A 21164-nucleotide genomic window follows, 5' to 3' on the forward strand; every position below is an offset into this window, starting at 1 on the left:
CACTTACTCATTCGCCCTATTCAGACTCGCTTTCGCTACGGCTCCGTTTTTTCAACTTAACCTCGCAAGTAATCGTAACTCGCCGGTTCATTCTACAAAAGGCACGCTATCACCCATTAACGGGCTCTAACTTGTTGTAGGCACACGGTTTCAGGATCTATTTCACTCCCCTTCCGGGGTGCTTTTCACCTTTCCCTCACGGTACTGGTTCACTATCGGTCACTAGGGAGTATTTAGCCTTGGGAGATGGTCCTCCCGGATTCCGACGGAATTCCTCGTGTTCCGCCGTACTCAGGATCCTCCTAGGTGCCAGTCAAATTTTGTCTACGGGGCTTTTACCCTTTCTAGCAGACCTTTCCAGGTCCTTCGACTATCTCACTGGACTACCATATCGGAGTCCTACAACCCCAAGAGGCAAGCCTCTTGGTTTGGGCTTTTCCCGTTTCGCTCGCCGCTACTCAGGGAATCGAATTTTCTTTCTCTTCCTGCAGGTACTTAGATGTTTCAGTTCTCTGCGTCTACCTCTAATCAGCTATGTATTCACTGAAAAGTAACATCCTATAAAAGATGCTGGGTTTCCCCATTCGGAAATCTCCGGATCAAAGCTTACTTACAGCTCCCCGAAGCATATCGGTGTTAGTCCCGTCCTTCATCGGCTCCTAGTGCCAAGGCATCCACCGTGCGCCCTTATTCACTTAACCTTATCCTAATTTTCATTAGGGGTTTGATTGTTCCATCTAGCGATAGACTTCCCAATCAGAAAAAAATAAGCAATTGAACTTATTAAAAAACTCATTCAACGCGGTGTTCTCGGTTTGTTTGGTTTGTTTCTGTATCCAGTTTTCAATGAACGATTTTTGAGAGTAAACCTCTCAAAACTGAACGAATAAAGCAACCTGTGTAGTCTCCGTAATATTCCTTAGAAAGGAGGTGATCCAGCCGCACCTTCCGATACGGCTACCTTGTTACGACTTCACCCCAATCATCTATCCCACCTTAGGCGGCTGGCTCCAAAAGGTTACCTCACCGACTTCGGGTGTTACAAACTCTCGTGGTGTGACGGGCGGTGTGTACAAGGCCCGGGAACGTATTCACCGCGGCGTGCTGATCCGCGATTACTAGCGATTCCGGCTTCATGTAGGCGAGTTGCAGCCTACAATCCGAACTGAGAGAAGCTTTAAGAGATTAGCTTAGCCTCGCGACTTCGCGACTCGTTGTACTTCCCATTGTAGCACGTGTGTAGCCCAGGTCATAAGGGGCATGATGATTTGACGTCATCCCCACCTTCCTCCGGTTTGTCACCGGCAGTCTCGCTAGAGTGCCCAACTAAATGATGGCAACTAACAATAAGGGTTGCGCTCGTTGCGGGACTTAACCCAACATCTCACGACACGAGCTGACGACAACCATGCACCACCTGTCACTTTGCCCCCGAAGGGGAAGCTCTATCTCTAGAGTGGTCAAAGGATGTCAAGACCTGGTAAGGTTCTTCGCGTTGCTTCGAATTAAACCACATGCTCCACCGCTTGTGCGGGCCCCCGTCAATTCCTTTGAGTTTCAACCTTGCGGTCGTACTCCCCAGGCGGAGTGCTTAATGCGTTAGCTGCAGCACTGAAGGGCGGAAACCCTCCAACACTTAGCACTCATCGTTTACGGCGTGGACTACCAGGGTATCTAATCCTGTTTGCTCCCCACGCTTTCGAGCCTCAGCGTCAGTTACAGACCAGAGAGCCGCCTTCGCCACTGGTGTTCCTCCATATATCTACGCATTTCACCGCTACACATGGAATTCCACTCTCCTCTTCTGCACTCAAGTTTCCCAGTTTCCAATGACCCTCCCCGGTTGAGCCGGGGGCTTTCACATCAGACTTAAGAAACCGCCTGCGCTCGCTTTACGCCCAATAAATCCGGACAACGCTTGCCACCTACGTATTACCGCGGCTGCTGGCACGTAGTTAGCCGTGGCTTTCTGGTTAGATACCGTCAAGGGATGAACATTTTATTCTCATCCTTGTTCTTCTCTAACAACAGAGTTTTACGATCCGAAAACCTTCTTCACTCACGCGGCGTTGCTCGGTCAGACTTTCGTCCATTGCCGAAGATTCCCTACTGCTGCCTCCCGTAGGAGTTTGGGCCGTGTCTCAGTCCCAATGTGGCCGATCACCCTCTCAGGTCGGCTATGCATCGTTGCCTTGGTGAGCCGTTACCTCACCAACTAGCTAATGCACCGCGGGTCCATCCATCAGTGACGCAAAAGCGCCTTTCAAATAGAAACCATGCGGTTTCTACTGTTATACGGTATTAGCACCTGTTTCCAAGTGTTATCCCCTTCTGATGGGCAGGTTACCCACGTGTTACTCACCCGTTCGCCACTCCTTTTCTTTCGGTGGAGCAAGCTCCGGTGAAAGAAAAAGCGTTCGACTTGCATGTATTAGGCACGCCGCCAGCGTTCGTCCTGAGCCAGGATCAAACTCTCATAAAAAGTGTTTGAAACAATCTTGCGATTGTTAAGCTCAATTTTAAAAATTGACTTGCTAGCATATTGCTTGCTATGTTGTTTGTTTCTATATAATAGAAACGCCCTACACATTTGGTTTGTTTTATTCGTTCAGTTTTCAAAGGTCTACATTGTTTGTCGCTTTGTTTCAGCAACTTTTATATCTTAACAGCTTACTGAGTGAATGTCAACAACTTTTTTCATTTAATTTTGAAAAAGTTTTGAAACTCAATTGACAACTTTGAAATAATAACATCCAACAAAAGATCTGTCAACACTTATAATTCGTTGTTGTATCAACATGTTTCAGCAACGTTATTGATAATATCATACTGAAAAATAATGTCAAACATTTTTCAGTTTTTTTGCAAAATAATTTCACTCAAAAAGAAAATGGACTAGCAATATGCTAATCCATCGTCACTTCTATCCCGTAATGATCACTAATTGTATACTCATTTTCCCCATCAAAAACAATGCGATAACTCTCTATTTCAAAATCTCGAGAAGTAAAAATGTAATCAATTCGAAGCTCTTCAGCATTTTGATCCCAACCGTCGATTGATTTTTCAACGGTATTCTCACCAGACTTGTTTTTTGCCTGAATAAACGCGTCCTGTATTTCTAGTGGGCTCTCTTTGACTAAATCATAGCCTTCATCGATTCTTTTTGCATCATTATTAAAGTCTCCCATAATAATCAATGCGCCCCGCTTTTCTAATAGTATGTTTTCTAATGTACGCCATTCATAAGCAAAAGCATTTTCAGATGTTCGCCACCAAGAAAAGTGACCACTTACTACTATTAACTTTTGATCGCCTTCCATTGATTCACCTATCATGATTCTTCTCGTATGATAATCGTTCGGATCAGAACTTTCAGATATCAGTCGACTCTCCACTTTTATTGGCACTTTCGACATTAAGCCAATTCCCTCATGATAGATATCATAACCAATGTGACTATAACCCCAGCCCCAATAATAGTAGCAACCCAGTTCTTTTAAACGCTCAGTCAAGCAAAATAAAAAATTATCTTGATGGATTCCCTGCTGTTCCACCGTTGGCTGAAAATACTTATCTGTTTTTGCCAATGGGCTTGCAAGAAGTTGATTTACTTCTTGCAAACTAATCAAATCATATTCTTCTTTAACAATTCGTTTTGCCAATATCTCAATTTGCTGTTGATCGTTCGCTTCCATCCAACTATGAGTATTTAAGGTCAATACTTTGATTGCTCTCGCCTCACTTTAATAATCGATTGTTCCTATCGTTTCCCCGCGAGAAACGAGTCCTGTTTTATCATAATGATAATTTTCAATCTTGTCATCATTGGTGAATACGACAATCATCGTTGTCATTTTGTCAGCCTCTTGAATTTTTGCTAAATCCGCGATTGCCACAACTTTTCCGGCTTTTACTTTTTCACCTTCAAGCACTTTGATTTCAAAAGCCTCTCCACCTAAATCAACTGTATCAATTCCCATATGAAGCAATACTTCTATCCCGTCTTCAGTTTTGATTCCGATGGCATGTTTTGTTGGAAATACAGAAACGATTGTTCCTGTTATCGGGGCCGCGATTTCTCCATTTTCCGGCACGACGGCGAAGCCTTCACCCATCATTTTTTGCGAGAACACCTCATCCTGAACTTGATCAATTGGAATAAGTTCTCCATTTGCTGGAGCAACAAACCTAGTCTGCATTCCTTTGTATGTTTTCGGCGGTTTCTCTGTTTTTAGCGAAGTGGCTTGAAGATTGCTCGCAGGTATCTCCACTCCTGAATCTAATAAATCTTGGATATCTGATTTTAGGATATCTGCTTTAGGTCCATAAACTGCCTGAACTCCATTATCTTTGACTAAGAGACCCATTGCCCCTGCTTTTTTCCAATCTTCTTCACTTCCGACGGTACTTCTATCCGCTACTGTTACCCGCAATCGAGTCATACAAGCATCTACATCTGTGATATTCTTCGGACCGCCCAATAAATTGATAATCTTCACAATTTGTGAATCAGCTGAAATACTTCCATCTGTAGTTGCGCTTGCTGCTTCTTCATTATCAACTTCATAATTTCCATTTCTTCCCGGTGTAGCATAATTGAATTTTTTGATCATGAAATTTGCGAAGAAATAAGTAAATACTCCAAATGCAATTGTAGTCAACACGAAATTAAGCAAGTCATTCCCTAAGCCTGCTCGTAAAGCCATCGGCACTCGAGTCAACAACTCAATATTCCCAAATGAATGCACTCTTAAATTGATCAAATCCGCCATAGCAAAGGCTGCACCTTGAATTACTGCATAGCAAGCATACAACGGAACCGCGACGAACATAAACATGAACTCCAAGGGTTCTGTAACTCCTGTTAAGAAAACTGCTACTGCGGCAGAAAGGAACATAGATTTATATTTTTTCTTCTTATCAGGATCAACATTGCGATACATTGCTAAAGTCAGTCCCATTAAAATCCCTGAAGAGCCAATCATCTGACCAACTTTGAAACGTGCTGGTGTCCATTGTGTCAGCACATCTTGATACTGAGAAATATCTCCACCGTTCTTCAAGTTAACTAGGTCAGTAGCCCACGCCAACCATAATGGATCTTGCCCAAAAACTTGACTGCCGGCTTGTGCACCAGTCAAAATTTCATAAGTTCCGCCCAATTGCGTGTAATTCATCGGAATCGTCAGCATATGATGCAGTCCAAACGGAAGGAGCAGCCGCTCCAATGTCCCATAAAGGAAAGGTGCTAATACTGGTGCAGTATCCTGAGAATTGGCAATCCATTTACCAAAGTCATTGATCCCTGTTTGAATGACCGGCCAAATAAACGCCAATACTAATGCAACAATAACTGAACGTAAGATAACTACGAAAGGAACAAACCGTTTCCCGTTGAAGAACGTCAATACTTCTGGTAATTTCCGGAAATTGTAATATTTATTGTACGCCGTGGCTCCAACAAACCCAGCGATGATTCCAACAAATACCCCCATATTTAATGCTGGGGCCTCTAACACACTAGTAAAGTAGCCGTCAATCATAATCTTTTGACCAAATAACGTATGTGTAATTGCATTTGGATCAGCCAGCATTTCAGAAGTTACGCCAAAGATCGCGCCAGTGATTCGATTAATTAAAATAAATGATAGCCCTGCCGCGAATGCTCCACCGGCTCTTTCTTTTGCCCAACTTCCGCCAATTGCCAATGCAAACAGCAGATGTAAGTTTCCGATGATTGCCCAACCAACATTTTCAACCACTCCGCCTGTCGTTACAAGCCAACCAAGGTTTTCGTTAATTAATGGTAAGGACTTCCCGATACTGATCATCAAACCAGCTGCTGGCATTACTGCGATAACTACCATCAAGGCCTTTCCAAATTTTTGCCAAAACTCAAAACTAAAAATCTTTTTGATTCCTTTCATATTTGCTCCTCCTAGTTTTTACTTCCTACAATTCAACGCAATCGGTTTCGCTGATTTGCATTATATACTCATAATTTGTTTTTGTAAACTCTTTCAAGCATTTTTTCTAAAAATCTGTAATCACACCTATCTATTTAGTATATTCAGCAATTTAATTTTATGCTTGACTTACGCAATCGGTTGCGCGTATGATAGAGCTAAGAAATTATTAGGTTGTGAAGCATCCATTCCGCTTCTTTCTCTTAGAAATGACGCGGAATGATATGTAATCGATTTTAGCTTGTATAGAGACTGCCCTATCGACGATACTTTGATTAATAACCCAAAGCATTTATTTGGATGGTATACAACCTGAATATCAAACATATTTTTCTATAATGAAAATAAATTAAAAAGGAATTAGGAGGACTATCATGAAAAACGTTCAACGTCTTTTTGAAATCGACCCTTGGAAAATTCGGACCACTACATTAGATAAGGAAAATCGTCGCCTGCAAGAATCTCTGACAAGCATAGGAAATGGATACATGGGTATGCGTGGTAATTTTGAAGAAAGTTACAGCGGTGATCATCATCAAGGAACATACCTTGCGGGAATTTGGTATCCTGATAAAACTCGGGTCGGCTGGTGGAAAAATGGCTATCCTGAATATTTCGGGAAAGTAATCAATGCTTTAGATTTTACTCAAATGAAATTGTTCGTAAATGATCATGAGGTTGACTTAGCCGTCACTGAACTCGAAGATTTTGATGTTGAACTAAACATGCAAAACGGTGTTCTCACTCGCTCGTTCACGGCAAAAATAGATGAAGCGAAAGTTCGTTTTACTTTCGAGCGTTTTTTGAGCGTAGTCAAACAGGAACTCGCTGTAATCCACCTTACTGCTGAATGCTTAACAGGTGATGCAGAATTGAAAGTAGTTTCTAAACTAGATAACAATGTTCAAAATGAAGACAGCAACTATGAGGAAATGTTTTGGCTAGAAAAGGAACGTGGACACCAAGAGGAGTTTAGTTTCTTAACTACACAAACGATTCCAAATAACTTCGGGATCGAACAATTTTCTATCACCGGGGCGATGAAACATATCAGTTCTTCCCCCGGTTTGCAGCAAGATGATACCTTAGAAGTTGCTGAAACATTTACTTTTGACTTGAAACGCAACCAAGCGATCCAGCTAGAAAAACGCGTAGTTGTTTTAACCAGCCGTGATATTCCTGAGACAGAGCAAAGTAAAAAAGCACTCGAGTTGTTAACAGCTTATGATTTATCATATGAAGAATTACTTGCGGAACAAAATGCTGCTTGGGCAAATCGTTGGGCTTTAGCGGATGTATTGATCGATGGGGATGATGAAGCACAACAGGGCATTCGTTTTAACATCTTTCAATTATTCTCTACCTATTATGGTGAAGATGAGCGCTTGAATATTGGGCCTAAAGGTTTCACTGGTGAAAAATACGGCGGCGCTACCTATTGGGATACTGAAGCCTATGCGGTTCCGATGTATTTAGGGATTTCCGATCCAAATGTCACAAAGAACCTATTGAAATATCGTCATAATCAATTACCTCAAGCACAACACAATGCTCGTCAACAAGGCCTGAAGGGTGCTTTATATCCGATGGTCACCTTTACGGGTATCGAATGTCATAATGAGTGGGAGATTACTTTCGAAGAGATCCATCGAAATGGCGCCATCGCTCATGCAATCTACAATTATACAACTTACACTGGTGATGAAAGTTATATTCAAAAAGAAGGGCTTGAGGTATTAACCGAAATCGCTCGCTTCTGGGCAGATCGCGTTCATTATTCGAAACGAAAACAAAAATATATGATTCATGGAGTAACCGGCCCCAATGAATATGAGAATAATATCAACAATAACTGGTACACCAATTATTTAGCTGTTTGGGTTTTATCCTACACCCTAGAGAATTATAATAAATACCTAGATCATGCGACCGTATCGATTTCTTCAGAAGAGCAAGCAAAATGGCAAGACATAATTGAGCATATGTATTTCCCTGTAGATGAAGAATTGGGCATTTTCGTTCAACACGATACTTTCTTGGATAAGGATTTGATGCCTACTTCTGAACTTGATCCAGCAGAACGCCCATTGAACCAAAATTGGTCTTGGGATAAAATCTTGCGTTCTTGCTTCATTAAGCAAGCAGATGTCCTGCAAGGAATTTATTTCTTCGGTGATAAATTTACTGATGAGGAAAAACGTAAAAACTTCGAGTTTTATGAGCCGATGACCGTTCACGAATCGTCCCTTTCTGCATCCGTTCATGCAATTTTGGCAGCTGAACTTGGATTAACAGATAAATCAATGGAAATGTATCAGCGAACTGCTCGTTTAGATTTAGATAATTACAACAATGATACCGAAGATGGTTTGCATATCACTTCAATGACAGGCAGCTGGTTAGCCATCGTTCAGGGGTTCGCGCAAATGAAGACAAACACTGGGGCCTTGAGCTTTGCACCGCTATTGCCAAAAGAATGGGATCATTATTCTTTCCATATTAATTATCGTGGCCGCCTATTGGCCATTAGTGTGAATCAGAAAGAAGTTCAAATTGACTTGAAAGATGGTTCTCCCTTAGCTATGATGCTTTATGGGAATGAAATTTTCTTAAGCGATTCAATGACGGTTCCACTAGAACAGGAGGAGCCAAATGTTTAAAGGTGTTTTATTTGATCTAGACGGTGTTATAACCGATACTGCAGAATATCATTATCTGGCATGGAAGAAACTTGCCGATGATCTGGGTATTTCAATTGATCGACAGTTCAATGAAAAATTAAAAGGTGTCAGTCGAGAGGATTCTTTGCGACTGATATTAAAACATGGGAATCGCGAAAAGAATTTTTCTGAAGCTGAATTCAATCAATTAGCGAAAACAAAAAACGATAATTACGTAGAAATGATTCAAGCAGTTTCTCCAAAAGATGTCTATCCTGGCATTTTAGAATTGTTGATATCATTGAAAAATGCCGGTATCAAAATTTCTTTGGCCTCGGCCAGCAAAAATGGTCCTTTTCTTTTAAAACAAATGGAACTGACCAACTATTTTGACGGTATCGCTGATCCAGCAGCCGTTAAAGCCGGGAAGCCGGCACCAGATATTTTCATCTTGGCTGCACAAGTAGTCGGGCTGAATCCTGAGGAATGTATTGGAATCGAAGACGCTCAAGCCGGAATAGCTGCAATTAAAGCTAGCGGTGCGTTTCCCATCGGAGTCGGAGAAGCAGAACAACTGGGCAGCGATATTGCGCTGGTTCAATCGACTGACGAGTTAACTTTAGATTTTTTAAAAAAGCAATGGAATAATTAATTATTAGAGAAAGGAGAGCGAAAAATGGTATCCACAGTCAAAGACGTAGCTAAAAAAGCGAAAGTCTCTCCTTCTACCGTTTCCCGTGTGATCAACGATCATCCCAGCATCTCCGCTGAGACAAAGCAAAAGGTTCGAAAAATTATGGATGAGATGGGGTATTTCCCAAATGCCACTGCTCGAAATTTAGGAAAACAGAAAGCAAATTCCTTAGGTGTAATTTTACCGCCGCTTGATTCTCGTGAACGTTTGGGTAATCCATTTTATTTGGAATTATTAAATGCTGTTAACGAAGCAGCAGCAGGATTTCAAGTAACCACAGCCGTTGCATCAGCTGATAACAGCGATACACTTTTGGAAAATGTCACTAGAATGCATCGCCAAAAACAAGTTGACGGGTTCATCTTAGCCTATTCTGAAAAAAACGATCCTGTAGCTGATTATCTTTATCAGAATCAGGTGCCGTTCACTTTGATCGGACGACCGCCGGAACGAGAAGCGGACATTGTTTATGTCGACAACGATAACCAGTTATTAGGCAAACAAGCTACTGAACATTTGATAGCTAAAGGACATAAAAACATTTTGTTCGTTTCAAATGTTAATCAAGAGGTTATCTTCTTCGAGCGTTACTTTGGTTATCAGGAAGCAATGATGTTGCAGGCCTTACCTACACATCCGCCTTTAACCATGCTACAGCCTGAAGACTATACGCAATTTCCAGATGTAATCAAAGAAACGGGAGCAACAGCTTTAGTTGTGATTGATGATATTTTTGCATTGCGCATGATTCAATTAGCGACACTTCATGGCTATAAAGTGCCAGATGATTTGTCAGTCATCAGTTTTAATAATTCAATTTTTGCTACCTTGGTCCATCCTTACCTGACAACGATTGATATCGACATTTCTGATCTTGGTCGTTTAGGAACACAAAAATTGATGGAGCAGATTGATCAAAAACAATCCAGCGGCGTTCAGTTGGTCGTACCGCATCATTTGATCCAACGAGAAACTGTCCGCACGATTTAAATTATCATTAAATACGACCTGTCCAACTTGTGACAGGTCGTTCTTTTGGATATACTAGCGAAAAATCAGAAGGAAAGTGGTATAGATGATTTTACTCATAGGTATTATTGCATTACTCTTTCTGATCTATTGCCGTTATTCAACCTATCAATTGGTCGAAAACCATTTCAAGATCACGAAGAACCCTCAATTAAAAATTGAAACGGGAAAGAAATCAGGTCTGACGATCGCGCAAATCAGCGATAGCCATTTCTCTCCCTTTTATTCTCCTAGACGATTTACCAAGATAGTTGCTAAGCTTAATCAAGCCGAACCAGATATTGTATTGTTCACTGGTGATTTAATCGAAAATTATCGCTATTGGCAATCACGTGACTGCAAAGCGATTAGTCAACAATTAGCTAAGATCAATGCTCCAAAAGGAAAATTTGCCATTTTAGGCAATCATGACTATCGTTCCGATGGTCATGAAGCCGTCAGCAACATACTGACAGATGGTGGATTCACTTTACTAAATAATCAAAGCACGTCTGTAGATCAATTGAGCTTGACCGGTATCGATGACGGCCAAGAAGGCCATCCAGATTACGATACAAGGCCTAAAAGATCTGAGTTTTCTATTTTAATGATCCATGAACCGGATCAGGTCCAACGTTTACCTGAACTTGAACGATTTGATTTGATCTTATCCGGCCATAGCCATGGCGGCCAAATTCGATTTCCATTTTTCCCTTATAAAAATTTTGGATCAAGAATCTATGATCAAGGAATTTATGCATTGACCTCCAATACAAATTTAGTGGTCAATACTGGATTAGGGACTACAGGACCTCCGCTGCGATTTCGAGTGACTCCTGAAATTCTTTATTTCCATTTATAAAAACTAAAGAGTTTGAAAGCTACCTTTGAAAGGCGGCCTCCAAACTCTTTTTATGCGCGAATTTTTTGTTTAATATAAGGAACCATGATTGGAACCAATGATACAAAAACAATCAGCAACATGATCAAAGAAAAATGTTCGCTGACAACAGGTATATTTCCTAAGAAATAACCAGCCAAGCTTACAACGGTTCCCCAGACAATCGCCCCGAGAATATTAAAACTCGAAAAAATTCCCCAGTTCATTTTACTTGAACCAGCAATAAACGGGATGAAGGTACGGACAAACGGCATGAAGCGACCTAAAAAGATTGTCCACTTGCCTCGATCATTGAAAAACCTTTCTGCTTCCTGTACCTTGTCCTCTTTAATAAAGCGGGAAATCGGACGATGATATAACGCCTTGACTCCTAAAGTATGACCGATCCAATAATTCATCATATCTCCTAAAATCGCCGCAATCACACAAATTCCAATTACATACGGCAAGCGCAGAACATTCCCTCCCAATGCAGTAAGTGCTCCTGCCGCAAAGAGAAAGGAATCTCCTGGCAAGAACGGGAAAATCACGACACCTGTCTCAATAAAAACAATTCCGAATAAAATAGGATAAATCCCTACCCCATATTGGTGTACCAAAGACACCATGTGCGCATCAATGTGCAAAATAAAATCAATCAAAGCCATATAAATAATTTCCTCCTGAAAAGATTCATTCTTATCATACGACTTTTCAAAAAAAAAGAAAGAACGATTTCCGGTTCTATAGAAAAATTAAAAGTTAGATGTAAAATGGTATAATAATAAAAAAGATTAAAAAGGAGTCCTTTATGAGCGTTCTTTCTCATATGAAAAGCATGCAGAAGGAAATGTCTGCTGCAGAAAAAAAAATTTATTCTTTCATTCGTGACAATAGCGAAAAAGCTGCGAGTATGACGGCGAATGAAATCGCTGAGGCATCTGGCGCAAGCGCGCCAACAGTCGTCCGCTTTTCCAAAAAAATGGGATTTAATAGTCTGACCGACTTCAAAATTGAGTTATCTGCTGAAACTATGCAGGAAAGAAGCAACAATACCTACAGTGATGTCGATCACGATGAAACTTTTCCTAGCCTAAAAAATAAATTGGCCAGCAATGCTCGCTATACGATTGATGAAACCACCGCTTTGTTCAACGAAGAAGAATTTCTCAAAGCGTGCAAACTATTAGAGGAGAAAGACTTTTGCTATGTTTTAGGCATCGGCGCTTCTAATCTGGCCGCCACAGATATCGTTCAGAAATGGAGTCGTTTAGGCAAAAACGTCATAAGTGAACCTGATTACAATACTATCTTGCCACAGCTCGTCCTGCACCAAAAGGATGCGGTGATTTGGCTGGTATCAAACTCTGGATTAACTTCTGAACTGATTGCTTTAGCAGAAACGGCAAAAGATTTGGGTATTCCAATTATTACATTGACACAGTTTGGACAAAATCCCTTAGCCAAACTTTCTGATGTCGCTCTGCAAACCTCTCGACCAACTGAAGCGACTTATCGCAGCGCAGCAACTGATTCGATCTTGGCCCAATTCATCACGATTGATTTATTGTTCTATGTCTATATCAGCCGCAATAAAGAAAATGCCGAAAAAATTTACACCACACGAGCAGTAGTCCAAGAATATCGAAAAAAATATTTTTAAAAAACAAGGACATGAAAGATGAATTACTTTCATGTCCTTGTTTTTATGATTAAACTTTTAGCCAAATAATTACTTCTACATTCATGTCATTAATGATTTTTTCTTTTTTTCGAATAGCTGCTTTTAACGGAAGTAAATACGTATTTTGCTTCGTATCAAACCAGATAGCCGTTTGCCATTCGCTTCTGCCAATTCCCGCAGTGACTTTCATCCGTCCCCAACCTTCTTCAAGAGATTTGAAACCCTTTCGAATTTCTTCCGAAAGCTCTTTTGGAAGTGACACTAACGTCCAACCAGCCATTTCTGACGATGAAGAATAGTGATATACCTTTGCGGAAAATTTATATGCTATTCCTTTGTCGCCCATCCTACTTGCCTCCTTTACCGTCGCTTCCTATATAAATTGTATCATATGAGCAAATCGCATAGAGGACACACCCTTTTATATTTCTATACAAATCAAAAGAGGAGCGGTGCCTAGTTGGCAACGCTCCTTTTCTGTTTAAATTGTTGTTGCTTTGAAGACTTCTTCAGATGCGTTTACGACACCCGTTTTTTCTAAAACATGTGTTTCAACATCATTCATATTTGTAATCAAGACCATCATCGATGTGCCTTTGCCTGCCTCTTTGATCGCTGCTAAATCAACTGCGGCCACCTGTGTTTCAGGTGTGACCTTTTGACCTTCTGAAACTAAAATTTCAAATGGTTTTCCGCTTAGTTCGACCGTATTGATCCCCATGTGCAGCAATACTTCTAATCCGCTTGCTGTCGTGATACCAATTGCGTGTTTTGTTGGGAAAATTGTTGAGACTTTACCAGCAACTGGTGCAAAAATTGCACCATCAGTTGGTTCAACGAAGTAGCCCTCACCCATCATTTTTTCTGCAAAAACGGGATCTGACGCTTCTTCTAACGGATGAACTGAGCCATTTGCTACAGCTGTAAAACTACTTGTTGCATGAGCAGCTACTGTTGTATCCGCTGTTTCGACTACGTCATTCGATTCAACAACGGTTGCTTCTGCTAATTCTTGTTCAGCTAATTTGTCTTTAGGAATACCAAAGAAATAAGTTGCGACAAAACCACCGACATAAGCAGCTAGAAGTCCAAGAACATAACCCCACCAACGACCATTAGCGATCAATGGAATCAACGCAGCTCCTGAAGGTCCGATTGCGATCGCACCAACACCACCGATGGCTCCGATTACAGCACCACCGATACCGCCGCCGATACAAGCTGTGATGAATGGGCGTCCTAATGGTAAAGTAACGCCGTAAATCAACGGTTCACCAATACCTAAAATTCCAACTGGTAGTGCACCCTTGATCATTTCAGTCAATTCTTTGTCTTTACGTAATTTCATCCAAAGAGCAAATGCTGCTCCAACTTGTCCCGCACCAGCCATTGCTAAGATTGGTAATAATAATGTTTTGCCTGTCTCACCGATCATTTGGATATGGATAGGTGTTAGGATTTGATGCAATCCGAACATAACCATCGGTAAGAATAGTGCTCCTAATACGAAACCAGAGAATGCTCCGCCGACAGCTAATACCCAGTTGATGCCGCTGACCATGCTGTTAGAAATAAAACCAGCTAAAGGCATAATTAGGAAGATCTCCAACAAGCCGATAACCAACAAGGAGAGCATCGGTGTTATGATAATATCGACTGCGTCCGGAATGACTTCGTGCAATTTCTTTTCTACGATTGATAATAACCAAACAGCGAAGATCACACCTATGATCCCGCCTTGCCCAGCAGCTAAAGCATCACCAGTAAACAAGTTTTTGATTGGTGCTTCAGGATTCATACCTGTTAATAGAACGACCGCTCCGATAACACCGCCAAGCGTTGGATTGGCGCCAAATACTTGCGCAGCATTCACACCAGTAAAGATAACCAAATAACTAAACATACCATTTTTCAAAATATTCATGACATCAATGATTTGCTGCCAATTTGCTGCATCAATCGTACCAGCAGTCACTAAGTTGGTTAAGATAGCCGCAATCCCAGCAACTAAACCTGATCCGACAAATGCTGGAATCATTGGTACGAAAATATTTGAAATATCTTTCAAGACCGCTTTAAACGGTGAATTCTTTTGTTTGGCTTTTTGTGCCGCTTTCATTTCTGCTGCTTTTGCATTAACTTTATCTTTACCAGAGCCTTGAGGCAAATCTTCTCCAAGTCCGACACCAGCTATATCTACCATTTCTTTTGCAACTTTGTTGACCTTTCCAGGACCAATAATTACTTGCAGTTGTTCATCATCCACGACGCCTAGAACGCCGGGAATACTCTTCAATTTTGCTTGATCGACTTTGCTGTCATCACGAACACTCATCCGCACACGGGTCATACAATGAACAATGTTCTGCACGTTTTCCATTCCACCGGCGCCATCGTAAATCTCTTTAGCAATTTGATTCAAGGTTAATTCTTCTTTTGCCATTATACTCACTCCTATTTTGATTATATGATCGACATACAGATAATATCCAACTTGCTGCTTGTTACAAGCGCTTTCTTCATATTCAAACACAATTGGACCTACCTCAGACGCAGCGTCATCTGACTAACAAGGTTAGTCAGATAGACGAAACGTCAATTTACATTGTTTTCTTAACAAATCCACCAGCTTGAATTAATTTTTCAGCCGCCACTTCTTTGGTGCTGTCAGTTAAAATCATCACGATCGCTAATTTGACATTTTGATCTGCTGCTTCAAAATAGCGAGCCGCCGTTTCATAATCTGCTTCAGTTGCTTGCATGATGATCCGCTTTGAACGTTCTACTAATTTTTCGTTTGTCGGTTTTACATCTACCATCAAGTTGTTGTAAACTTTTCCGATTCCGATCATGCTAATCGTAGAAATCATATTCAAAATCAATTTTTGCGCTGTTCCTGATTTCAACCGAGTCGATCCAGTCAAAAATTCTGGTCCGCAATCAACTTCGATCGGCAAGTCTGCATGTTTACTAATTTCAGCACCTTTGTTGCAGGCGATCGTCCCTGTTGATGCCCCAATTGAACGAGCATAATCTAAACCACCAATTACGTAAGGTGTCCGGCCGCTTGCTGCGATGCCGATGACCATATCATTCTCAGTTAGTTTTAAATCCTTTAAATCTTGCGCACCAAGTTCAATATCATCTTCCGCACCTTCGACTGCTACAGTCATTGCTTGTTCGCCGCCTGCGATCAGGCCGACCACCATTTCAGGTTCTACACCAAAAGTCGGTACACATTCCGCAGCATCCAAAACGCCTAAGCGGCCGCTAGTTCCAGCACCCATATAAATTAAGCGACCATCCTTTTTAAAAGAGGCAATCGTCGTTTCTACTACCTTTTCGATTTGCGGTAATTGTTCTGCTACCGCCTCTGATACCTTATGATCTTCTTGATTCATCAATTTGACAGCTTCTGCCACACTCATTTCATCTAATCCAAAAGTTGTTTCATTGCGTCGTTCTGTCGTTAAATTTTCTAAATTAATCATTCTTTTTCCACACTCTCTAAACTAAATTTCTGTCCTGCTTTAATATGTCGGATCAGATCCTGATCCTTCTTAATAACCTGTCCTACAACATTAACTTTATCGTCAGTTGGTAATAGCCGTTTAACAATTTGAATCTCACCCATATAGCGTAAATAATTAGCATTATCGATCGTTACCGCTCCAACAGTTCGTTCTCTGGCTGGCAGAGGGACAACATTCGGTATTTTTTTGAAACGTGCTTCCGCACTGCGGACAACGTCACGCGCCTCATCCTGGCGGTTAATATGTTCCCCTAAGACATACTCGACTTGTTCGTCGAATCGCTCTATTCTCAGCTTCAATTTTCTTTCATTAATATAGAAAGAAAATTGTTTTCGAGCATCTGGCGAAAGTCCGCCATCACCGATATAAACTTTATCGGTATCCATCAGTAAGTCGAGCGCCGCCGCCAAAGGATGCATTCCTCGGTGTTCCTCGAGAGTCGGCAGTCCTTGATATAAAGGTCCGCGTAATTGTTCATCACCTGGTACAAACCCTTGGATCGTAAATCCATGATCCTTCAGCCATTGATTCTTTTCTCGATACCACTTTTTATCTAAAGCGGTTTCAGGTCTTGGATAATAATTATGCCAAGCTTCCAAATTATCAAAGTTCGCTTTCGCCTCCTGCAACTCTTGAATATCCTTGTCAGTTATCGTGGAGGCATTCAGAGCAATCGGCATTTTTTGTGATAATCTAGCAATTTGTGGATTACTGATGTGATAGTCCATTCGTAACCCAGTCACTCCGATTTCCATTAGTTCTTCCAGCCGATTAAAAGAAAATCCAGCACGATCTAAAGCGGTACCTGAAATGTCTACCATCAAATCTATGCGACAGGCCTTTGCGATAGTCCCAAGATCGGTCAAGCGCTTTCGATAATGTTCAGCATCGTCTTCGGGAATATGTAATGAGGTAAAGATCCCAGAAAAACCATGTCGCGACATTTCTTCTATATAATGTTTCGTTTCAGCAGTTAATTCTTCATTTAAGAAAATTGAAAATCCAAACATACGCGTTCTCCTTCATCGTATTAATACTATTTCCACTTTGGAAACTGCTCCATTAGTGTTTAACTTATTTCAGGAAAAGATGATAAGTATTTAGCAAAATACTTAAATGAAAAGCGGAAGCGGCTTATCGCTATGAAAACCATTTCAACTTTACGAACTGATTATAAACCCTGATATTAATAAATGCAACTATATTTCATAATATTTTAATTGTTGATGAAATTACATTTCTTTAACAAGCCAATAATCCGCCTTTTTGAGTCATTTTATGTATACTGTTTATGGAACTTGAAAGGAGAATTATAGCTATGAAAATTGCAATTGCTGGAGCCGGTGCCATGGGAAGCCGTATCGGTTTGATGCTTCACCAAGCTGGCAATGAGGTTGTTTTAATAGACCGTTGGCCAGATCATATAAAGGCGATTCGGGAAAATGGACTGATCGGAGAGTTTGAAGACCATAAAGTGACTGCTCACCTTCCAATCTATTCCCCAGAGGAAATCGTTGATGGACATGCAAATGTTGACTTAATCGTTGCACTAACAAAATCAATGCAGCTTGAGGCAATGTTTCAAGATATTCAACCGATTATTGGTGAAAAAACATTCGTATTCTGTCTACTAAACGGCTTAGGCCATGAGGAAACGTTAGCGAAATTTGTGCCAAAAGAAAATATTATCTTCGGTACAACCACTTGGACGGCTGGGCTTGCTGGGCCCGGTCACGCGAAACTTATAGGATCTGGTAGTATTGAAATGGAAAATTTGGCGCCACAAGGAAAAGCCTTCACATTAGAGGTATTAGAAGTTTTCCAACAGGCTGGTCTAAATCCCATCTACAGCAGCAATGTCCGCTATTCAATTTGGAAAAAGGCCTGCATCAATGGCACGCTTAATGGTTTATGTACAATTTTAGATTGTAATATTGCGGATTTTGGTTCACTGAGCATTGCCAGAAATTTGATTGAGTCCATCGTGGGGGAATTTGCTGCAGTTGCCGAGGCAGAGGGAATTGAACTTAATCAGTCACAAGTAATCCAAGCTATCGAAGCTACCTATGATGTAAATACACAAGGACTACACTTTCCATCAATGTATCAGGACTTGATTCGAAACCATCGTAAAACTGAAATTGACTATATTAATGGTGCTGTCTGGCAAAAAGGAAAGAACTATCAGATCAATACGCCCTATTGTGCCTTTTTAACGCAACTGATTCATGGAAAAGAAGAACTTCTGAAAGCAAAATAAAAAAGCGCCTAGGCGCTTTTTTATTTATATTATCGGTTTATTTTCTTCCGATAAAGAATGAAACTACTGCAACAACAATGATAGCACCAATAATAGAAGGAACCAGTGCCATACCTGCTAAGCTAGGGCCCCATGAGCCAAGTAACGCTTGACCAATCGCAGAACCGACTAAACCAGCGACAATGTTTGCAATCCAACCCATTGAACCGCCTTTTTTAGTAATTGCTCCTGCAATCACACCAATAAGTGCACCAATGATTAATGTCCATAACCAACTCATTCTTCTCTCCCTCTTTCTATATAAAATAATTACATTATTATGTTACAAATAAGCTGGAAATTTTCCTAACACTCTGCTCGGAAACGGGTATCTGATTAACCATTTATTATTCAATAGGACTGATATAAAGGGATTTATCCTCCTTTTGCGAAGTACTTCAAAAATTTCTTTAGCCAGGAAATTTTTGAAGTAAAAGAACATCCTTTTACTCGAAAAAAGGATATATTCAGTCAAATAATTTAACGAATATTTTCTACAATTGATTTCAACCAAAAAGCGGTGAATAGTAAATATATAATAACAAAAACTAAAGATTTATAGACATCCCATGAAAAATAAATGAAAAACTTTTCACTAAAATGGAATTGTCAGAATATTTTGGTATTATAGTCAGATAATTATCAGAATATTTCAAATCTACAAACTATTCTCTCTATTTTAGAAACGAGGCAGCCTTATGGAAAATAAACTACAAAAACAAATGACCTCTCGCCACATCATGATGTTGGCACTTGGAGGTGCGATCGGCGCAGGATTATTCAAAGGAAGCGGTGAAGCAATCGGAATTGCAGGTCCTTCTGTTATTCTCGCTTTCTTACTTGGCGGTTTAGTCCTCTTTATTGTGATGAATGGTTTAGGCCGTTTAGTATTAAACAGCGACAACGTTCAAGGTCTATCTGGCATCATTAAACCTTTTTTGGGCGAACGCACCGCAGATTTTATTGATTGGCTATACTGGTCGTTATGGATGGTCAACATAATCGCAGAAGCTGTGGCTGCTGCCAGCTTTATGCAATTATGGTTTCCCCATGTGCCCTCTTGGATTTTTGTTTTGCTTTTAGCCATAATGACCACCGCGATAAATTTATATTCGGTACGCTTATTTGCCGAAACTGAGTATTGGCTAGCATTTATCAAGATTGCTGTAATTATTATCTTGATCGCCTTCGGTACGTATCTTGTAGGACGGGAAATATTTAATATCGGTTTTCTTGATACCATTTCTCGTATGAATAGTCATGGTGGATTTACCCCACATGGGCTGAAAGGCCTAGTTAATTCTCTTTTAGTTGTAATCTATTCTTATGGCGGTTCAGAATTAATTGCTATTACTGTTAGTGAAACTGAAGATCCTAAAACAGCCATCCCTAAAGCCATTAAAGGAGTTATGGGAAGAATCATTTCATTTTATATCGTGCCAATGATTCTGCTTTTAATCATTTATCGCTGGGATACTTTGGCGGCGACTTCCGTCAGTCCATTCGTGATGGTCTTTCAGAAAATGCATATTCCCTTTGCTACTGATATTGTAAATTTTGTCATTGTGTTGGCATTGTTTTCTTCAATCAATTCTGGTGTCTATGCTTCATCCAGAACACTGTACTTCCGGGTAAAGGATAATCCTGGTTTTACGTCTAAATTGGCCGTACTAAATAAACATCAAGTTCCGCAGCGAGCCGTCTTATTCTGTACTGGCACACTTTATCTTGGGGTAATCTTGTCCTACTTCTTAGGAAATAAATTGTTTAATTACTTAGTCGGTTCTCTATCCTATTCTGTTTTGCTAACTTGGTTGTTGATCAGTGTCGCGGCTTTTGTTTTGGCCCTAAAAAAAGGAACAAACAGCGAGCGCCTGTTTAGCGGATTAGTGATATTAGTTCTAGGACTGATTTTCATCGGTATCCTTATAAATAATCCAATCGGCGTAACAATCTTTACCGCATGTATCTATTTAATTATTTTCTTCAGTTATCGCAAAAAACAAACAGACGTGATCTCTGAGCAAGTTTAAAAACTGCCTTATCAATCCCAAACGGGTTGATAAGGCAGTTTTTTTGTTTTACTTCTGATTTATCTTTACACATGGAAAGCACGCTTTACATTATCGTTTTTTTGCTTTATACTATAAATGTAAAGCAAGCTTTCCGTAAGGAGGTTTCCAATGAAAAATCGTTTAGAAGAAATAAGAAAAGAAAAAGGTATTAAACAGGAAGATTTGGCCGCTGTGTTAGAGGTGTCGCGACAGACGATTGGTTCTTTAGAAAATGATCGCTATAACCCATCTATTTTATTAGCATTTAAAATTGCCAAGTATTTTGATATGTCGATCGAAGAAATTTTTATTTACGAGGAGGATGAACCATGAAAAAGACAAAAAACCTGCTTATTGCCCTATCCGGAGTAGTATTAATACTT

16 protein-coding genes and 2 rRNA genes (1 of these 18 cut by a window edge) are annotated in these 21164 nt (G+C 40.5%); 8 read left to right on the forward strand and 10 right to left on the reverse strand.

The genetic code is table 11. The features are described from left to right. The 4 genes from I585_RS04210 to I585_RS04225 all read right to left on the reverse strand — a co-directional run. Positions 1–701: ribosomal RNA gene (locus I585_RS04210) — 23S ribosomal RNA — on the reverse strand; it reaches 2212 nt to the left of the window's first position. Positions 702–923: 222 nt separating this feature from the next. Beyond that, positions 924–2482 (reverse strand): 16S ribosomal RNA (locus I585_RS04215). Together the 16S and 23S rRNA genes form the textbook arrangement of a ribosomal RNA operon. A 424-nt stretch (positions 2483–2906) precedes the next feature. Then, positions 2907–3722 carry an endonuclease/exonuclease/phosphatase family protein gene (locus tag I585_RS04220; protein WP_010739796.1) on the reverse strand — a complete coding sequence of 272 codons (816 nt, stop codon included), beginning with the start codon at positions 3720–3722 and terminating at the stop codon, positions 2907–2909. Positions 3723–3746: 24 nt separating this feature from the next. Beyond that, positions 3747–5930, reverse strand: coding sequence for a PTS transporter subunit IIBC (locus I585_RS04225; protein WP_010739797.1), 2184 nt, complete (start codon positions 5928–5930; stop codon positions 3747–3749). A gap of 413 nt (positions 5931–6343) precedes the next feature. On the opposite strand from I585_RS04225, the gene I585_RS04230 reads away from it, so the two are divergent. The 4 genes from I585_RS04230 to I585_RS04245 all read left to right on the forward strand — a co-directional run bounded on the left by I585_RS04230 (position 6344) and on the right by I585_RS04245 (position 11193). Continuing rightward, positions 6344–8629 carry a glycoside hydrolase family 65 protein gene (locus I585_RS04230; RefSeq protein WP_010739798.1) on the forward strand — a complete coding sequence of 762 codons (2286 nt, stop codon included), beginning with the start codon at positions 6344–6346 and terminating at the stop codon, positions 8627–8629. Beyond that, a complete protein-coding gene (gene pgmB / locus I585_RS04235) occupies positions 8622–9281 on the forward strand; it encodes a beta-phosphoglucomutase (RefSeq protein ID WP_010739799.1) in 660 nt (219 codons plus the stop codon). Before I585_RS04230 ends, pgmB begins: the two co-directional genes overlap by 8 nt. Before the next feature lie 24 nt (positions 9282–9305). Then, positions 9306–10313: a LacI family DNA-binding transcriptional regulator gene (locus I585_RS04240; RefSeq protein WP_010739800.1), complete on the forward strand. Its 1008-nt coding sequence runs from the start codon at positions 9306–9308 to the stop codon at positions 10311–10313. Between the two features lie 85 nt (positions 10314–10398). Beyond that, complete coding sequence (locus I585_RS04245; protein ID WP_010739801.1) at positions 10399–11193, forward strand: metallophosphoesterase; 795 nt, start codon at positions 10399–10401, stop codon at positions 11191–11193. Between the two features lie 50 nt (positions 11194–11243). On the opposite strand, the gene I585_RS04250 is transcribed toward I585_RS04245, so the two are convergent. After that, a complete protein-coding gene (locus I585_RS04250) occupies positions 11244–11879 on the reverse strand; it encodes a VTT domain-containing protein (RefSeq protein WP_010739802.1) in 636 nt (211 codons plus the stop codon). Between the two features lie 143 nt (positions 11880–12022). Here I585_RS04250 and I585_RS04255 point away from each other — a divergent pair, with 143 nt between their 5' ends. After that, positions 12023–12874: a MurR/RpiR family transcriptional regulator gene (locus I585_RS04255; RefSeq protein WP_010739803.1), complete on the forward strand. Its 852-nt coding sequence runs from the start codon at positions 12023–12025 to the stop codon at positions 12872–12874. A 49-nt stretch (positions 12875–12923) separates the two neighbouring features. On the opposite strand, the gene I585_RS04260 is transcribed toward I585_RS04255, so the two are convergent. From I585_RS04260 to I585_RS04275, 4 genes are all read right to left on the reverse strand, one after another. Further along, on the reverse strand, positions 12924–13241 hold the full coding sequence (locus I585_RS04260) for a DUF1905 domain-containing protein (protein WP_010739804.1): 318 nt from the start codon (positions 13239–13241) through the stop codon (positions 12924–12926). A gap of 135 nt (positions 13242–13376) precedes the next feature. After that, positions 13377–15338, reverse strand: coding sequence for a glucose PTS transporter subunit IIA (locus I585_RS04265; RefSeq protein WP_010739805.1), 1962 nt, complete (start codon positions 15336–15338; stop codon positions 13377–13379). Positions 15339–15495: 157 nt separating this feature from the next. Further along, positions 15496–16386: an N-acetylmuramic acid 6-phosphate etherase gene (gene murQ, locus I585_RS04270; RefSeq protein WP_010739806.1), complete on the reverse strand. Its 891-nt coding sequence runs from the start codon at positions 16384–16386 to the stop codon at positions 15496–15498. Further along, positions 16383–17438: a DUF871 domain-containing protein gene (locus tag I585_RS04275; RefSeq protein ID WP_010739807.1), complete on the reverse strand. Its 1056-nt coding sequence runs from the start codon at positions 17436–17438 to the stop codon at positions 16383–16385. Before I585_RS04275 ends, murQ begins: the two co-directional genes overlap by 4 nt. Before the next feature lie 308 nt (positions 17439–17746). Between I585_RS04275 and I585_RS04280 the strand changes: the two genes are divergently transcribed. After that, positions 17747–18688: a 2-dehydropantoate 2-reductase gene (locus I585_RS04280; RefSeq protein ID WP_010739808.1), complete on the forward strand. Its 942-nt coding sequence runs from the start codon at positions 17747–17749 to the stop codon at positions 18686–18688. Positions 18689–18725: 37 nt separating this feature from the next. Here the strand turns inward: I585_RS04280 and I585_RS04285 are convergent, their stop codons facing one another. Further along, a complete protein-coding gene (locus I585_RS04285; RefSeq protein WP_010739809.1) occupies positions 18726–18968 on the reverse strand; it encodes a GlsB/YeaQ/YmgE family stress response membrane protein in 243 nt (80 codons plus the stop codon). Positions 18969–19425: 457 nt separating this feature from the next. Here I585_RS04285 and I585_RS04290 point away from each other — a divergent pair, with 457 nt between their 5' ends. After that, entirely contained in the window at positions 19426–20760 is a 1335-nt protein-coding gene (locus tag I585_RS04290) for an amino acid permease (protein WP_010739810.1), read from the forward strand. A gap of 150 nt (positions 20761–20910) precedes the next feature. After that, a complete protein-coding gene (locus I585_RS04295) occupies positions 20911–21114 on the forward strand; it encodes a helix-turn-helix transcriptional regulator (protein WP_010739811.1) in 204 nt (67 codons plus the stop codon). The last annotated feature ends 50 nt before the right edge of the window (positions 21115–21164 follow it).

The organism is Enterococcus malodoratus ATCC 43197, assembly GCF_000407185.1.
GTDB lineage: Bacteria > Bacillota > Bacilli > Lactobacillales > Enterococcaceae > Enterococcus_A > Enterococcus_A malodoratus.

Coding starts and splice junctions, on each gene's coding strand:
- I585_RS04225 (WP_010739797.1), bottom strand. CDS start 5,930: ATGAAAGGAATCAAAAAGATTTTTAGTTTTGAGTTTTGGCAAAAATTT.
- I585_RS04230 (WP_010739798.1), top strand. CDS start 6,344: ATGAAAAACGTTCAACGTCTTTTTGAAATCGACCCTTGGAAAATTCGG.
- pgmB (WP_010739799.1), top strand. CDS start 8,622: ATGTTTAAAGGTGTTTTATTTGATCTAGACGGTGTTATAACCGATACT.
- I585_RS04240 (WP_010739800.1), top strand. CDS start 9,306: ATGGTATCCACAGTCAAAGACGTAGCTAAAAAAGCGAAAGTCTCTCCT.
- I585_RS04245 (WP_010739801.1), top strand. CDS start 10,399: ATGATTTTACTCATAGGTATTATTGCATTACTCTTTCTGATCTATTGC.
- I585_RS04250 (WP_010739802.1), bottom strand. CDS start 11,879: ATGGCTTTGATTGATTTTATTTTGCACATTGATGCGCACATGGTGTCT.
- I585_RS04255 (WP_010739803.1), top strand. CDS start 12,023: ATGAGCGTTCTTTCTCATATGAAAAGCATGCAGAAGGAAATGTCTGCT.
- I585_RS04260 (WP_010739804.1), bottom strand. CDS start 13,241: ATGGGCGACAAAGGAATAGCATATAAATTTTCCGCAAAGGTATATCAC.
- I585_RS04265 (WP_010739805.1), bottom strand. CDS start 15,338: ATGGCAAAAGAAGAATTAACCTTGAATCAAATTGCTAAAGAGATTTAC.
- murQ (WP_010739806.1), bottom strand. CDS start 16,386: ATGATTAATTTAGAAAATTTAACGACAGAACGACGCAATGAAACAACT.
- I585_RS04275 (WP_010739807.1), bottom strand. CDS start 17,438: ATGTTTGGATTTTCAATTTTCTTAAATGAAGAATTAACTGCTGAAACG.
- I585_RS04280 (WP_010739808.1), top strand. CDS start 17,747: ATGAAAATTGCAATTGCTGGAGCCGGTGCCATGGGAAGCCGTATCGGT.
- I585_RS04285 (WP_010739809.1), bottom strand. CDS start 18,968: ATGAGTTGGTTATGGACATTAATCATTGGTGCACTTATTGGTGTGATT.
- I585_RS04290 (WP_010739810.1), top strand. CDS start 19,426: ATGGAAAATAAACTACAAAAACAAATGACCTCTCGCCACATCATGATG.
- I585_RS04295 (WP_010739811.1), top strand. CDS start 20,911: ATGAAAAATCGTTTAGAAGAAATAAGAAAAGAAAAAGGTATTAAACAG.